The 16,131-nt window shown below is 58.6% G+C and carries 12 protein-coding genes, 1 tRNA gene and 1 riboswitch; of the genes, 5 read left to right on the plus strand and 8 right to left on the minus strand.

The genetic code is table 11. From position 1 onward, the window contains the following. Nucleotides 1–17 precede the first annotated feature (17 nt). The 4 genes from NQF86_RS00865 to NQF86_RS00880 all read left to right on the plus strand — a co-directional run bounded on the left by NQF86_RS00865 (nt 18) and on the right by NQF86_RS00880 (nt 5,872). Nucleotides 18–1,427 carry a replication-associated recombination protein A gene (locus tag NQF86_RS00865; RefSeq protein ID WP_407652828.1) on the plus strand — a complete coding sequence of 470 codons (1,410 nt, stop codon included), beginning with the start codon at nt 18–20 and terminating at the stop codon, nt 1,425–1,427. Continuing rightward, nucleotides 1,424–2,395, plus strand: coding sequence for an RluA family pseudouridine synthase (locus NQF86_RS00870; protein WP_266115740.1), 972 nt, complete (start codon nt 1,424–1,426; stop codon nt 2,393–2,395). Before NQF86_RS00865 ends, NQF86_RS00870 begins: the two co-directional genes overlap by 4 nt. Before the next feature lie 70 nt (nt 2,396–2,465). Then, entirely contained in the window at nt 2,466–5,138 is a 2,673-nt protein-coding gene (locus NQF86_RS00875) for an AsmA family protein (protein WP_266115741.1), read from the plus strand. A gap of 20 nt (nt 5,139–5,158) precedes the next feature. Further along, a complete protein-coding gene (locus NQF86_RS00880) occupies nt 5,159–5,872 on the plus strand; it encodes an ATP12 family protein (RefSeq protein ID WP_266115742.1) in 714 nt (237 codons plus the stop codon). A 70-nt stretch (nt 5,873–5,942) separates the two neighbouring features. Here NQF86_RS00880 and ispF read toward each other — a convergent pair whose 3' ends face one another. The 3 genes from ispF to metZ form a co-directional block, all read right to left on the minus strand. Then, nucleotides 5,943–7,157: a 2-C-methyl-D-erythritol 2,4-cyclodiphosphate synthase gene (ispF, locus tag NQF86_RS00885; RefSeq protein WP_266115743.1), complete on the minus strand. Its 1,215-nt coding sequence runs from the start codon at nt 7,155–7,157 to the stop codon at nt 5,943–5,945. Nucleotides 7,158–7,183: 26 nt separating this feature from the next. Beyond that, nucleotides 7,184–7,660, minus strand: a complete 477-nt coding sequence (apaG, locus tag NQF86_RS00890; RefSeq protein WP_407652829.1) for a Co2+/Mg2+ efflux protein ApaG — start codon at nt 7,658–7,660, stop codon at nt 7,184–7,186. A 164-nt stretch (nt 7,661–7,824) separates the two neighbouring features. After that, nucleotides 7,825–9,039, minus strand: coding sequence for an O-succinylhomoserine sulfhydrylase (gene metZ / locus NQF86_RS00895; protein WP_266115744.1), 1,215 nt, complete (start codon nt 9,037–9,039; stop codon nt 7,825–7,827). A gap of 81 nt (nt 9,040–9,120) precedes the next feature. After that, nucleotides 9,121–9,201, minus strand: a riboswitch (SAM riboswitch). A 136-nt stretch (nt 9,202–9,337) separates the two neighbouring features. Between metZ and NQF86_RS00900 the strand changes: the two genes are divergently transcribed. Beyond that, a tRNA-Gly gene (locus tag NQF86_RS00900) sits at nt 9,338–9,411 on the plus strand. A 39-nt stretch (nt 9,412–9,450) separates the two neighbouring features. Here NQF86_RS00900 and NQF86_RS00905 read toward each other — a convergent pair. The 5 genes from NQF86_RS00905 to NQF86_RS00925 form a co-directional block, all read right to left on the minus strand. Further along, on the minus strand, nt 9,451–10,815 hold the full coding sequence (locus tag NQF86_RS00905; RefSeq protein ID WP_266115745.1) for a purine-cytosine permease family protein: 1,365 nt from the start codon (nt 10,813–10,815) through the stop codon (nt 9,451–9,453). Nucleotides 10,816–10,854: 39 nt separating this feature from the next. Beyond that, on the minus strand, nt 10,855–13,371 hold the full coding sequence (locus NQF86_RS00910; protein ID WP_266115746.1) for a TonB-dependent receptor plug domain-containing protein: 2,517 nt from the start codon (nt 13,369–13,371) through the stop codon (nt 10,855–10,857). Nucleotides 13,372–13,413: 42 nt separating this feature from the next. Next, nucleotides 13,414–14,406: a homocysteine S-methyltransferase family protein gene (locus tag NQF86_RS00915; RefSeq protein ID WP_266115747.1), complete on the minus strand. Its 993-nt coding sequence runs from the start codon at nt 14,404–14,406 to the stop codon at nt 13,414–13,416. A 310-nt stretch (nt 14,407–14,716) separates the two neighbouring features. Continuing rightward, complete coding sequence (locus tag NQF86_RS00920) at nt 14,717–15,250, minus strand: hypothetical protein (RefSeq protein ID WP_266115748.1); 534 nt, start codon at nt 15,248–15,250, stop codon at nt 14,717–14,719. A gap of 70 nt (nt 15,251–15,320) precedes the next feature. Beyond that, a complete protein-coding gene (locus NQF86_RS00925; protein ID WP_266115749.1) occupies nt 15,321–16,070 on the minus strand; it encodes a 2OG-Fe dioxygenase family protein in 750 nt (249 codons plus the stop codon). Nucleotides 16,071–16,131: the final 61 nt, after the last annotated feature.

Consider the following 16,131-nt stretch of genomic DNA (forward strand, 5'->3'; position numbering starts at 1 on the left):
AGGGGGAGGCAGGAGAGATGATGATGTCGGATATGGTGCCAGACCTCTTTGGTAGCCCTGCGCCTGACAGACCTTCCCGGCAGGACGAAAGGGGAGCATCAGAGCGTTTTCCGGCAGCGTCATCAGCGCATTCAGCATCCCGTCACCGGGCCGGGACCCAGCCACTGGCGGACCGGCTACGCCCGCAGTCATTGGATGATGTGCAGGGGCAGGCTCATCTACTGGGGTCAGAAGGGACGCTGACCCGTATGCTGGAGAGCGGTCATCTTTCAAGCCTGATTCTCTGGGGCGGGCCGGGTTGTGGCAAGACGACTATTGCTCAGCTTCTCGCTGCCCGGGCGGGATTGTTCTATGCTAAAATTTCCGCTGTGTTCTCTGGTGTGGCGGATCTGAAAAAGGCGTTTGAGGAAGCGCGCCGCAAGGCTGAAGCAACAGGCAAGGGCACGCTCCTGTTTGTTGATGAGATTCACCGTTTCAACCGGGCCCAGCAGGATGGGTTCCTTCCCTATGTGGAACGGGGAACGGTCGTGCTGGTTGGCGCCACAACTGAAAATCCGTCTTTTGCTCTGAACTCCGCTCTGTTGTCCCGCTGTCAGGTGCTGGTCCTGCACCGGCTGGATGATGAGGCTCTGGAGAAGCTGCTTCTCCGTGCTGAAGGTGAGACGGGCCGTACACTGCCCCTGACCCCTGAGGGGCGTGCCTCCCTGCGGGCTATGGCGGACGGGGATGGGCGGTATCTTCTGAACATGGTCGAGCAGCTCCTGTCCCTGACAAAGGCGGATACCCGCCCGTTGGGACCGGCAGAGCTGGCTCGTTCCCTGTCCCGGCGGCCTGTCCTGTACGATAGGGATCGGGACGAGCATTACAACCTGATTTCCGCCCTGCATAAATCCCTGCGGGGGAGTGACCCGGATGCGGGGCTCTACTGGTTTGCCCGGATGCTGGAAGGGGGAGAAGACCCCCGCTATATCGCCCGCCGTCTCGTCCGGTTTGCTAGTGAGGATATTGGTGAGGCTGACCCGACCTCCCTGCCTCTGGCACAGGCCGGGGCGGCCGCTTATGAACGGCTTGGCTCACCGGAAGGAGAGGTGGCACTGGCGCAGGTTGTGGTCCATCTGGCGGTCGCCTCCAAGTCCAACGCCGTTTACAAGGCGTATAATGAGGCTAGAGCCTTGGCGAAGCAGACAGGCAGCCTCATGCCTCCTGCCCATATCCGCAATGCACCGACAGCCCTGATGAAAGAGCTGGGTTACAAGAAGGGTTATGAATATGACCATGATTGTGAAGATGGTGTTTCCGGCCAGAATTACTTCCCGGATGGTATGAAAAGAGTGACGCTTTACAGGCCAGTCGATCGTGGTTTTGAAGAAAGAATCAGGAAACGTCTGGACATGTTGGCGCAGAAACGGGCATCTCGCCAGTCATGAGTGTTGAGAATCGTATCGTCAGCGAGGATGAGGCCGATCTGCGCCTTGATCGCTGGTTTCGCCGTCATTACCCCAACCTGACACAGGGGGGACTTCAGAAGCTGTGCCGCAAGGGGCAGGTGCGGGTTGATGGGAGCCGTGTGCAGCCTAACAAGCGGCTCTGTCCCGGCCAGAGCATCCGTATCCCGCCTTTGCCGGACCAGAGCCGCCCCGCCCCGCCACCTCCGCCTAATCCGGAGCTGGTCCAGCAGTTGCGGGACATGATTATCTATGAAGACGATCATCTCATCGTGCTGAACAAGCCGTCCGGGCTGGCAACGCAGGGCGGCCCCGGTATTACCGTGCATGTGGATATGATGCTGGAAGGTCTGCGGCCAGAAGGGGGCGACAAGCCCCGTCTCGTGCATCGTATCGATCGTGATACATCCGGAATTCTGCTTCTGGCCCGTACACCCGGCGTAGCCGCCAAGCTGGCGGCGGCTTTCCGGGGGCGTGATGTTGGTAAAACCTACTGGGCCGTGGTTGTCGGGCGTCCCAACCCGGCTGAAGGGGTGATTGACCAGCCTTTGGCCAAGGTGGGGGCTGGTGGTGCCTCACTCATCGTGCCGGTCTCCCGTGGGGAGGAGGATGCAATGAGCGCCAAGAGCTCCTATGAGACGTTGGATGCCACGGGCAAGCGTTTCAGCTGGCTGGCCTTGTCACCATGGACAGGACGAACCCATCAGCTGCGTGTTCATACGGAAAGTCTGGGGACGCCTATTCTGGGTGATCCCCGTTATGGGGGGGAAACGGCCCATGTGGAGGGCTTCCCGGACAGGCTGCATCTTCATGCCCGGATGTTGGACTTCCCACATCCCGCAGGGGGACGGTTGCAGGTAGCAGCCCCTTTGCCGCCCCATATGCGTGAGACCTTTCAGATGTTGGGTTTCATCGCAGGTGACACGCCGGCACCACGCCGGACACGATAACAGACTGACCGTGAATGGCTGGCCTTGCAGAGAGGCCAGCCGCTGACGAGAGAACAAGGACAACAGGCAGATGAAAAAGCTGGCAGTAATCCTGATCGGACTGGTGGTGGTGCTGACAGGCATCAGCCTTGCTCCACAATTCCTGATAGATCAGGACCATCTGCGGCAGCGTATCATGGTGGCCTTCCAGCGTCAGACAGGGCTGGAGCTGAAGATGGGGGAGACCTCTTTCCAGCTTCTGCCATGGCCGTCCTTTCAGGCTACCAATGTTGTGTTGACCCGTCCGGGCTGCACGCCTTTCGTGGCGGCACGGTCTGTTCATGCTGATATGTCCCTTCTGGCTGTCCTGAACCGGGAAATTTCTTTTCAGGAGTTCACGGTGAAGGGGGCAGGCATCATGCTGCATCGGGCCAGCGAGAAACAATGCTCCACATGGCTGCCCGTGTTCTCGCAGGAGGACACAGCAACGTCTCCCGCTGCGGATGGAACAGTCAGCCCTCGCTGGAAGGTCAGCTTCGGCGGGTTGCATCTGACAGATGCAGAACTTTCATGGCAGGATGATCTGTCAGATGGTCACGTTCCGGCTGGTGGACATCTTCATATCAAGAGTCTGGAACTGGCAGGGATGCGGAGCGCCAGCCCGTGGGTTGATCTACAGGGCACTCATGAGCATACACCATTCACCTTGCGGGGGCGGGTTGGACCGCTCAGTCAGCTCTTTTCTGCCAGAGCAGAACAGAAGGACCCGTGGGCCTTCAGTCTGGGCATGACGCTGGGAGCGGGCGATCATCAGGATCGTGTAACGCTGGACGGCCTCATGCGGGACGCACATCGTCTGAAGGGCGTGAATTTTACCCTCTCCGGGCGCTGGGCCTCCCTGAGGGGGATGAGGCATCTTTTCCCGCACGCTGTTCCGGCTGATCTGGGGCAGATTGAAGGAACGGTCCGTTTCCATAGTGATGATGCCACGCTTCCGGCAGCATCCAGCAACGGAGCGGATATGGCTCTGACGGATTCTCTGCTGCATCTTCCGGGACGGCTGGTGCCGGATCAGATTCATGCTCATCTGGGGAGTGTGGACCTGCCAGCAGGTGCATGGCATGTAGCAGCTCCCCTTCAGCTGAGTGATATTCAGATTGATGCTGACAGCGCACAGGCGCCGCTTGTTCTTCAGGGGCAGGCCGCATGGGGGCGTTATGCGTGGCTCTTTCATGGTGAGCTGGCAAGCCTCCAGCAGGCCAGAATGGCGGCCTTTGGTCGGGACCCTTCATCTGTCGGTCTGAATCTGGACGTGCAGGGGCAGGACCGGACATTGAACAGCCTGTTCAATCGTAATGATGCAGGCAAGAATGACGTGGCACAGGAGCATGTGTCTTTTGCTCTACAAGGCAATGTAGGGCGGCAGAGCAGCACCCTTACGTTCTCCGGTCAGGCCAGCCTGTTGCAGTTGCCGGACATGAAAGGCATCTCTGGTCTTCTGGTGCATGATGGCCATGTGAAGGGCCAGCTCGTCATGAACGCACCGGGAACGGACGGGCCTGTGTCCGTTACGGTGCAGGATATGGCGTTCGATAGCCGGGAGTTTGGGGGCACATTGACGGCTGATTTCCCCGCTCCGTTGGGTTCTGGCATGAGCGGCAAACTGCATCTGACTCATATGGATGGGGACCATTTCACTTATGCGCCGGTCATGGAGCTGGCGGCTGAAGGAGCGCATCCGGAGGAAAAACAGGCCTCTCCTGCCAGTAATGGGCAGAAAGAGGATCGTTCAGCGACAGATCGTTATATGGGCAGCCAGTATGCGGGGGCTCATGGGGCTGCAACGGATGAGCATATGGCACCGTCTGTGCCTGATGCGTCTGTTCAGAAATCCCTGCCTGTGCAGTGGTTCGGCGCTGTGGCCACCAGTGCATTTGACGTGGATGTGACGGCAGATCAGCTCCATGTGGCAGGCGTTGCTTATCAGGGGCTGCATCTTCATCTTCTGGGGCTGGAGGGGCGGCTGAGCCTGTCCGTTCTGGGGGGAAATGTGCAGGATGTGCCTCTGTCTGGCGAGGTCGTGCTGGATGGTTCAAGTGATCCAGTCCGTATGGGGATGAAGGCCAGTCCGCTCATTCTGCCTGCAGGCTGGGTGCAGATGGCTCTGAACCAGCCTGTGACATTTGAAGGCCCTGTGCAGCTCAATGGCGCTCTCGGTACAGAAGGGGCTCAGCAGGATGCTCTGTGGCAGGCGCTGGATGGCCAGATGGGTCTCTCCCTTGTGGATGGGCGTGTGCATAGGGAGGTTCTGGCGCCGCTGGCAGGGCCTGCGGCCAGCCTGCTCAAGATGGGGTCTGGCACGATGGGGCTGCGCTGCTTTGCGGGCACGGTGAAGTTCGATCACGGTCAGGCGCATTTCAATGATATGGCGCTGGAGGTGAAGCATTTCTCTGTTATCGGTCAGGGTACGATGAAGCTGGATGATATGAGCTACACGCTTCAGCTCATGCCGCATGTCTCCCTTGTGGGGGCCGATTTTTCCACGCCGCTGGTGCTCTCCGGGCAGAATGGAGCTTTCCATGTCGGTACGCAGGACAAGGACCAGCCTGCTCTTGATACAGCCAGTTTTGGCAGTGATGCCTGTGCCTACGCTGTCCAGCAGGCCCGTGGTGGCCAGAAGGGATTGGCTCTGCCTGCACGGGATGAAGGTCATTCTGGTGGGGCAGGCGGAATCCTTCGTGCCCTTGGCCTTGGTGGAAACTGATAGAGGGGAAGAACAGCGTCATGGCACAGTTCCGTAAGCGTTTCTGGAAGCAGGTAACAGTTGGGCCGGTAGGGGAAAGCGGGCAGCAGGGACCTCTGCTGGATGGCCGCCCTGTGAAGCTCCCTGCCGGGGGGCTTTTGGCTGTGTCATCGCCTGTTCTGGCGCAGGCCCTTGCGGATGAGTGGCAGCAGATTGCCGAAGGCGCCCAGTTCACTCCGGATGATCTGGTCCTGACCCGCATTACGGGGAGTTATATCGAACGCATCCTGCCAGACCGTGCCGCCATGGAAGACGTTCTTCATGCTTACGGCATTGATGATAATCTCTGTTATCAGAGTGACGCACAGGATGAAGATGTGGTCTCCCGTATCCGGGCATGGGCCGCAGAACAGGGGCTGCATCCTGTCGTGACGGATGGCCTCATGCCTCTGGAGCAGCCAGCAGCCTACAGTGAGGCCCTGAAGCAGTATCTTTCAGGGCTGGAGCCGGTCATTCTGGGGGCATTGGGTGTCATGGTGCCGATTACGGGGAGCCTGCTTCTGCCGCTGGCTCTGGTGCATGCTGTCATCAGTTTTGATGAGGCCGTGCATCTGGCCCATGCGGATGAATACCGCCAGCTTGAAAAATGGGGCCATGACAAGGAACTGGCCACGCTGCTTGAGAAACGGAACACGGATATTGCCGATGCACTCCGTTTTCTCCATCTGGCGCAGGGCAGGACGCTGAATAGCTGATACAAAAAAGCCCCTCTGGTTGAAGACACCGGAGGGGCTTTTTTATGAGGGTCTGTCGGGAGAGAGTGTTTTACTCTCCGTTATCAGGCACCATGATGCTGACGGCAGCAGTAGCAGCGATGCCTTCTTCCCGGCCTGTGAAACCCAGACGCTCGGAGGTCGTGGCCTTGACGGAAATGCGGCTGGGGTTGACCTTCAGCAGTTCGGCAAGGCGGGCACACATGGCCTTGGCATGAGGGCCGATCTTCGGGCGTTCGCAGATGATGGTCAGGTCGGCATTGACCAGCATCCCGCCCTTGGAGCGAATAAGCTCCCCGGCATGGATGAGGAAGCGGGCGGAATCCATGTCACGCCATTTCTCATCAGTGGGGGGGAAGTGGCGGCCAATATCACCCTCATTCAGGGCGCCATAAATGGCATCGCAGAGCGTGTGAATGCCTACATCTGCATCGGAATGACCGGCCAGACCCTTTTCATGCGGGATTTCGATGCCGCAGAGGATGAGCTTGCGCCCTTCTGCAAAGGCGTGAACATCATAGCCCAGACCGACACGGGGCAGAAGGACAGGGGCCTGTTTCTGCTGGTCCTCAATTACACGTTCAAGCCGCATCATATCCTCCGTAACGGTCAGTTTGATATTGTCTTCCGAACCCATGACGATAGCCACTTTGTGGCCTTCTGCCTCCAGCAGGCCTGCATCATCAGTCAGGGCGGTGCGGTGGCGATCATGCAGGTCCCGCAGCAGGGGGAAGGAGAAGCCTTGCGGTGTCTGGGCACGCCAGAGGCCTTCCCGTGAGACGGTCCCGGTGATGACACCATCTTCCACTTTTTTCAGCGTATCGCTGACAGGCAGGGCCGGGATGACGCCTTCAAAATTCTCCAGAGCCTCCAGGGTACGGGTGATGACGGCAGCAGGCACGCAGGGGCGGGCACCATCATGCACAAGGACGACATCTGGCGGTTCAGGCAGTTTCGCCAGTGCTTCCAGACCAGCCCGCACGCTGTCATGCCGCTCGGCCCCACCTTCTACGGGGGGGAGGACATCCAGCCCTGCCAGAGCTTCGGGCAGGAGCGGGTCGCTTCCGACAGGCTGGAGAACATCCACATGCGGCAGCAGGGCCATGGCAGCGTGCCGGATAACGGGCTGCCCCGCCAGAAGATGGAACTGCTTGCTTATGCTGGCCTGCTCCTGCGTGGCACCGGCAGAGAAACGCCGCCCACGCCCTGCCGCCAGAAGAAGGGCGGCAATGCGTCTGCGTTTCGGATGGGCGTGAGGGGCGTTCAAAATAGTGGGTCCTTCTTCAGAGGGTGTCAGTGGGTCATGCCCATATGGTGGGGGCTGTCCAGACTGAAAACGGGCACGGTGACATCAAAACGGTAGCCGCTGGCAGGGGCGATCATGTGATAGATGCCCTCCATGAAGCCGCTGGGGGTCGTAAGTTCGGCACCGGATGTATATTGGTAGCTGCTTTCTGGCGCAATGACGGGCTGTTCACCCACCACGCCTTCACCATGAACCTTTTCCTGCCCGCCACGTTCATCCGTGATGGTCCAGCTGCGGGACAGAAGCTGGATGCTTTCCTGGCCCTTATTCTCGATCAGTACATGATAGAGCCAGACATAGCGATGTTCTTCGGGGTCAGAATGCTCATCCACCCAGAAAGGACGGACATTGACGGTCACCTGACCAGTATGGGCCGTGAAAGCGGGCAGGGCCGTGATGGGCTCCATCTCCAGCGTTGCCGTCTCGGCCATCGGGTCTTCTGAAGGGGGGGAATTATCAGACATGGGCTCTTACTAGAATCATTATGGAGATTTGTCAGGTCATTCCGTCAGAGCCGGGGGATTTTTCTCTTACTGGTATTCAGGAAATCTGTGATCTGTCCGGCCTGTCGTGGCGCAGCCCGTCACGTCCCGCTGGGGGAGGCGTGAGGGCTGCATGGCCACGGAGATTATTGACCGGCCTTCAGGGCTGCCTCGGCACCACGGCGGAGGTCTTCAATCAGGTCGTCCGCATCTTCCAGCCCGACTGAGAACCGGATGGATCCATCCGTAATCCCCAGAGCATCACGCTGTTCCTGCGTCAGTTTGCGGTGGGTGGTGGTAGCGGGGTGAGTGGCGAGGCTGCGGGCATCTCCCAGATTGTTGGAAATGGCAATGAGTCGGAGGGCATTGAGGCAGGCAAAGGCCCCCTTCTTGCCATTGGCCACACTGAAGGCCACCAGCGTGCCGCCATTGCTCATCTGTTTCCGGGCGAGCTCAGCATGGGGATGATCCTTGCGCCCCGGATAGCGGACGGCTGTAACACCGGGGAGTTCGCTTAGCACATCAGCGACACGGGCAGCGTTGCGGGCCATAGCGTCTACACGCAGGCGCAGCGTCTCCAGTCCCTTGGAGAGCACCCATGCATTGAAGGGGGAGAGCGTGTTGCCTGTATTGCGGACGAAGGGTTGGAGTGTTTCGGTAATCCACTGCTTGCTGCCCAGAATGGCCCCGCCCATCACACGGCCCTGACCATCAATATGCTTGGTACAGGAGTAGATGACGACATCCGCCCCAAGTTCCAGCGGCTTCTGGCCGACAGGCGTGGCGAAGACATTATCCACCATGAAGACAGCCCCTGCCTTATGGGCGAGATCGGCAATATGGCGGATATCCAGAACGTCCAGCATCGGGTTGGAGGGCGTTTCAATCAGCACGGCCTGCGTGGGCTTGGAGAGGGCATCTTCCCATGCCTTGAGGTCCGTACCATCCAGCATGACGGTCTCGATCCCGTAGCTGGGCAGCAGCGAGTCCAGCAGCCAGTGTGTGGAGCCGAACAGGGCACTGGAAGCGACAATGCGGTCACCAGCCTTCAGTTGGGCCAGCAGGGCGCAGGAGACAGCCCCCATGCCGGTGGATGTCGTCTGGCAGGCTTCAGCGCCTTCCAGCAGGGCAAGACGGTCCTGAAGGGAATCAACCGTCGGGTTGCCATAGCGGGAATACTGAAGATGCTGGACTGTTCCTTCAAACGTGGCTTCTGCCTGTTCCGCACTGTCATAGACAAAGCCGGATGTCGGGAAGATGGCGTCCGATGTTTCGCCATGTTCGGTACGGTTGCGGGCATCATGCAGCAGACGCGTGTCGGTGCGGCAGGAAGCGAGGAAGGACGGATCGGTAGAGGGCATGGGTTCCTCCAGCTGAAAGAGGCAGGATTGTTCGGCAAGCCTGCCCGATTAGGATGGAGGCCGTATGAAGTCCTGATTCTGCGGGGGAGAAACAGGGCCTCTTTAGCGCTTGTTCTTTTACCTCGCCGCAAGCCGGCCTATCAAATCACGAGGGCGGGCCACCCCTCGGCAGCACCACGGCCCTGACTATGCGCCCCGTGAAAGGGAGCGTCAAGGAGAACCGGCGGCATCGTTCTCAAAATATGATGAAAAGGGGATTGCACGGCTTTCGGCCTGCCAGTATAAGGACCCCCACAAAGCGGATGTAGTTCAATGGTAGAACGGCAGCTTCCCAAGCTGCATACGGGGGTTCGATTCCCCTCATCCGCTCCAGAAACTTCCCAAAAATCGAGATGCTTCTGTCCCCAGCCCCTAAAGGGCCGGAGATGTGCTTTTGCGCCGTGCCAGCAGCAGATAGCTGAGCGTGGAGACGAGCAGGGCCGTGAGCCATGAGATGTCCACGCCATGTAGCCGCTCCAGCAGCGGGCCGTGATAGAAGGACAGGTTGAGGAAGGGAAACTCGGCTAGAATCCCCAGCCCGTAGCTGAACAGGGCCGGGCCGTTCACAAGCCCATAAATGCCGCCATCCCGCTCGAAGAAGGACGACACATGATAGTCTCCCTTACGGATGAGATAGAAGTCCGCAAGGTTGATGGCTGTCCATGGGATCATGACGGCCATGAGCAGGTCCAGCAGGGCGCTATAGGCGGCATTGAAGGACTTGGCCATGAAAAGCGCCATCGCCGTGGCCGTCAGGATGATGAGCAGGGTGATGACCAGCCGACTGATGCCCCGTGGCTGCCAGCTTGTGCGGCAGCTATGCAGCAGCGTGATGAGGGACAGCGTGCAGCAATAGAGGTCCATGGCATTGGCAAAGGCGATGGAGAGCCCCAGAACAAGAATGATGAGGCCAGCCCACGGCCCTGTCATATGCGTGATAGCCACGGCAGGGGATAATCCCGTGGCAGCACTGAGGAATGCCCCAGCCGTCATGGCCAGAAAGGTGCCGCCAACCGTGCCGCCATAGCAGGCAAGGAAAATGCGGGGATAGCTGGCCTTCTCATCCGGTAGGTAGCGTGAGGAATCCGAGACGTAAGGGGCCGTGGCGATCTGCCAGAGAACGGCGATGGAGAAAGCCTGTAGAAATCCGGCAAAAGAGCCGTGCATATCCGCCAGAAAGGCCTGCCCATGTGGCAGGCTTGCCAGCCCGACAAAGAAGCAGAGCAGGATGACGGCAGTCGTGATGAAGGATACGGCTGAGGAAAAGAGTTCAATCGTTCTGTAGCCAATGATGCAGGGCAACAGGCTGAGAACGGCCATGATGAGAATGGCCGGATGTGCCCCCAGTGCAGGCACGACACTCCGCAGCGCATCGCCGCCCACCACGCAGTTGGAGGCGACAAAGCTGACATACATGATAACGACCATCAGGATGACTGGTATGGCCCCCCAGGCCCCGAACTGCCCCCGGCTCTGGATCATCTGCGGGACACCCAGCCGTGGCCCCTGCACGGCATGGAGAGCCATGAAGACGGCTCCGATCAGGCTACCCAGCAGGAAGGCAAGGGCTGTCATGGTGAAGGAGATATGGCATTGCAACGGTCCCAGCGCCCCCGTCACGACTGTCAGCAGTGTCATGTTGGTGCTGAACCAGATGGTGAACTGGTCCCGTGGGCGGCCCCGCCTGTCCGAGGCGGGGATGGGGTGGATGGTGTGCTGTTCAATCGCTGAGAACATTGGTCGTCTGCCTTGCCGTGATCCGTGCCAGAAATGCCGTTACAGGCTGATATTGATGCGCCCATAATAATACCCGCCCGTCATAGGGATACCGGCGGAGTTGTTGTCATAGAACAGTGTGCCGAGATAGGAGTTGGCGGCAGGCATCCGGCGGGGACGGACATTGAAAAGATTATTCCCGCCAACAGCCAGATGAATGCGCTTCGTTGCCTGAAAACCGACCTCAAGGTCCGTCAGCCATGCGGGCGTGTTCACGAAGCGGTGGAACTGGCTCTGTGAATATTGCAGTGCAGCAGGTGCCTGATCCTGATAGGTCACATTATTGACTGTCTCGCCATAGCGGGTCTGGCGCAGGTTCACGTTCCAGCGGTTCAGCTTCCAGTAGGCGTTGAGGACGATCTTGCTGCGGGGTGATGCGGTGGTGAGATAACCGATCTGCTGGGTATTGAGGATAGGCGACCCATCCGCATAAGTGTTGAGATGGTGAATGCGGGTGCGGTTCAGATTGAGGGCCATGCTGAGATTCAGCGAGCCATAGCGATGCAGTTTCAGGTCATAATCAGCCATGATGTCCAGACCCTGCGTGCGGGTGCTGGCCCCGTTGGTGAAGTAGGTGGCCGTCACGTTGTCCGGGTCCAGCCCGGTGGGAGGCAGGGTTGCCCCCATGAGGGCAATGGCGTTTTCTGCCGCACTGCCCTGAAAGCTGCCCCCCGGAGCAATACGGTTACGGATGTTGATCTGATACACATCCACGGAGACATGGAGGTTCGTGACCGGCTCCATCACGATGCCGCCAGTGGCATTGGTGGAGCGTTCCGCTTTCAGTCGCTGGGCACCGAGGGAGCTGGCGGCCACAGAGCTGACGGGCAGGCTGGCCGAGGCCCCGTTGGGCAGAACGCTCAGCGCACTGTAATGTTGCTCCAGCAGGGTAGGGGCACGGTAGCCATTGCTGATGGTAGCCCGCACGGCAAAGCGTTTTGTGAAGTCATAGCGGGCGGCAATCTTGCCTGTCTGGGCATTGCCGGAATCGGTATAATGCTCATACCGCCCGCCGAAATCGACATCAAGATGACGGAGTGGGTGGAAATCGGCATCTATATAGCCTGCCCAGACATTACGGGTCCATGAACCGGCATTTTCTGGCATAAGGCCAGAGAAGCCCTGAAGGCCACCCTTATAGTAGGAAACAGGTTCACCGGCCCCGATAGTGTATTTTTCCAGACGGTGCTGTGCCCCGAAGGAGAGGTCCAGAGAGCGACCCTGTGCAAAGGCGAATTTGCGGCTGATATTCAGTGTGTTGTTCCACTGTTCGTTTTTGAAGCGTTCTGTCCGGGCTTTGGTGGGGGATGTGCCGTAATCGGCATAATAGGCCGGGTTGCCGCTGTTCTTCAGCGTCATATGGTCATCATCGGCACCATAGGTCGTATTGGCATCCCAATGAAATCCAGCAGGCAGGCGGCCTTTCAGCCCCAGAGTGACGGCATAATCCTGTTCCTCCATGGCTTCGATGGGGGCAAAGCCGTTGGGGTAATATTGCGGGAAGACATCGGGCGTCCGGTAATCCTGAAAGCCCTCACCATGACGATGGGCGTAAGTGACAAAGCCATAGCCTTCCAGTGACTGGGTGAAATGCTTGCCGAAATTGAGGCTGAGGGTTTGACGTGTCTGTTCAGCAAGGCTGAGGGCCGGGTCGTCATAACGGCCCGTGCGGTCATCTATGCCTTTCTGGATGAAATGATCCGTATGGAACATCTGCCCGGCCAGATTGACATAGCCATCTTCCCCAAGGGCAGCCCCCTTATCGAAGCCGAACTGATATTGCCAGCCATCGCCATTATAGGCGTTTGCGCCTGTCTGTCCGTCAATGTCAGAACTTTTGACATCCTTCTTCAGCACGATGTTGATGACACCGGCCAGCCCGTCCGCCCCGTAGCGGGAGGCGGCCCCATCCCGCAGGATTTCGATATGATCGATGGCTTCCGGGGGAATCATGTTCAGATCGACCGGGCTGGAGCCTTCTTCTGGCCCGCTATCGGCGCTGATATTCGCTGTGGTGTGGCGGCGGATGCCGTTGACGAGCACCAGAGTATGATTGGGATTCAGCCCTCGCAGGCGGATGGAGGAGGTGAGGGCGGCTGTATCATAGCCTGCCGTGCTGATCGTAACGGACGGATTGATGCGGGCCAGAGCATCCGCCACATTGATCTGTCCCGTACGCTGGAGCTGCTGGGCCGTGACGATATCAACCGGCGACGTGCTGGCACGGGCCCGTTTCAGCGGCGTGTTGGTCCGCTTGACGGTCAGATGCTCGATGGATTTGGCACTGATGTCATGAGGCTTGTGCCGAATTGTAGAGGTTGTTTTGCGAAGCTGTGTCTTTTTGACAGTAGAAGCGGGAGAAACGGCTTTTTTGTCCGTTACGGTAGCGGCACGGGCGGAGGACATAGAGCCTGACAGGGCGGTGGCAATACCGAGCCCAACGCTGCATGAGCCTATCAGACAGGACAGGGAAAGCAGGGAGGCAGGCAGACGATAGGGGCCATGCAGGCGGGGCATGTGGTTTCTCCGGGGGTTCAGCAAGAAGACGGCAGGATATGTTTAGTGGTGGGACGGGAAGCGGGCGGCGAGGGCAGCAATATGTTCCGGCCCGATGCCGCAGCACCCGCCGATGATGTCTGCGCCTTCTTCATGCCAGTGTTGGGCGAAGTCGCTGTAGCGGTCTGGGGTCAGTGTGCCATCCAGCGGGGTGATGCTCTCATTGGCACCATCGCCTTCGCCATCATGGTGATTATGGGCAAAGCCATTGGCGTAGATACCAAGTCGCAGGGGCGTATTTCCCTCGTGTGTTGTGATGGTCTGCCGGGCTGTATGAAGGGCCGCTGCCATGATGCGGGGGTCGCTACAGTTGAACAGCAGAGCATCCAGTTTCAGCTCCAGAGCGGCTTTTACGGCATCTTCCAGCAGATCGCCTGAACGCAGGCGGACCGGGGATTTTTGATGGACGAGCGCAACAGGGTCGGCATCATCCAGCGTGAAGGCGCCCCAGAAAGGTCGTGTATCACTCGTATGCTGGCGGACGAGCCTGTGGGCTGTCTGAAGTTCGGCAATGCTACTCTGCGTTTCGGCCAGCCAGAGATCAACGGATGGGGCGAGACCACGAATAAGTGGGGTCAGAATGGCTTCTGCCTTCTCTGATGTGAACAAGTCGGGCCGGTAGGAGCCGCAGCTTGGTGGCAGTGAACCTGCCAGAAGGGGTTCTGTCTGCCCCGGCCGTGCGTGGGCTGCAATGGCCTGCCGCCCCAGAACACCGGAGAGGCGAGCGAGGTCTTCGCCTTTTTTTGCAAAACGCTCATCACCAATATGGAAAGGCACCACGGCGTAGCTGTTGGTCGTGATGATTTGCGCCCCGGTTTTGAGGAAGTTCTCATGGGCTTGCTGGACCAGATCAGGCCGTTCCATCAGGCTGAGGGCGGACCATTCCGGCTGGCGGAAGGGTGCCCCCATACGATGAAGCTCACGCCCCATGCCACCATCAAGGATGAGGGGACGGCGATCCGTAGCGGTAGAGGGGAGAGCAGGAGAAGAAGTCATGGCGTCTGGTTCGTGGGGGGTGGCGTCTGTCCCCGGTCTTTCTCTGTTTCAGTTGAAGGTTCGCCATGGGTATAAGGAGTTTATAGAAATATCAATCCCATGCACATATAAGCATAATGTTATATGATAAGTATGAGGTAGGAGAAGATCGTATGATTATTGAGGGCACTAAATGAACATCTGTTAATAGAACGTATCTGTCAGATCAGGATAGGGCCATTCCTATATAAAAAACTGTAAAAAATATTTTTCGTTTTATGACATATGAGTGTTCCACCGCCCGATAGGCAGGCGGTGGAAGGGGAAAGGCTTACGGGCTGTTGAGCGTGTCCTGATATTTCTGGCCATCGAAGACCCAGCGATCATTTCCATCAACAACGATGTCAGCCATGCCATTACGGCGCTGACGGGCGATGCGGATGGTGCCGTTCACGCTATCCAGCAGTGTGTCCCATTTATCGCCATTCTTGCGATAAATGGAGGTCGTGCAGCCAGCTGATCCGCACAGACGGTAGGACTGAAGCTGGACGAACAGGATCATGTCCTTTTGTTTGGGGGCAAGCTGGGCTGTGCCTGTCAGCACGATGGGCTGTTCATGATGACGTGTTGCATCTTCCAGCAGGTCGGCATTCAGTTTGCGGGCCTGTTTGTCCAGCTCCGTACCGGGTTGGGACTTCAGCTCTACAGGAATCGTACCGGCTTGCTGGCCACCACGGTGGTGATGGGCAGCATGTCTCTGGGAGGCCGCCCCAGCGGGGGCGATGGTCAGGGCCATGCCAGACATGGTCATGATGATGGCGGAACGGAGCAGATGTCTGGTGAAGCGATGATGTGACAGAATCATGGCGTATCCTCTATCAAGAGCTGGAAGAAGATGTGAAAAGCCCGCCATGCTGGCAGGGGGGTACGGGTCATCATTCATAGCGCAACGTGACGACAAGAACGTCTCGATAAGCTGGAAGGGTAGGGTCTTCCGGCTCCACGGCAGTTACACCATGATAGACACGGTGATCGTCCACGATGGCCGTATCCAGCGGGTCCGTCAGGGTGAAGGAGCCTAACACGGTCTGCTGGTCCAGCGCATGGATGCTGGTGACACCCTCGCGTATGTTGGAGCGGTTGACCATGAAGACGAACACCCAGTCCACGCCATCACGATGCATGCCTTCCGGTGTGGGGAGGGCATCTGCATCGGTTGCGGCCTCAATGCGGAACTGGTGCACTTCCACATGCCACGGGGCAGGCTGGGGGCGTTCCGGTGAGAGGTGATCTGCCATGGTGGAGGCGGCCTGCAGAATGGCCGTAAGGGCAGGGTGTTGCCCCATCTCATCGGTAATGGGGCTGAACCAGCGTTCCACACCTCCATTGAGCAGATTGTAATCCCGGCTCTGATAATGGGGCTGGTGCTCTTTACGAATCAGGCTGTCGCCGGTGATGGAGAAGGTCCCGTAGCGGCGGCGGCGGTAGCGCCCTCCATCTGCCATATAGAGGTCCATGCCCAGATCATTCCAGCTATCGGCGAATGTCTGCCAGTCTTTCAGGCCATAGGGCTCCAGCCATGTTCTGGCGTCTCGTGCTGGGAGAAAGGCAAAACCGTTTTCCCAGATCTGTTCTTCTGTCGTGATGGACGCCGCAGCGGTGGAGTCTGTGCAGGATGATGTCATGGCGGGAAACTCCCAGTGGCCGTAATGCAGGTGGAACGGCTGTCATGCTGCCCAACCATAC

Origin of the sequence: Bombella pluederhausensis, assembly GCF_026385525.1 — a bacterium.
Classification (GTDB): Bacteria; Pseudomonadota; Alphaproteobacteria; order Acetobacterales; family Acetobacteraceae; genus Bombella; species Bombella pluederhausensis.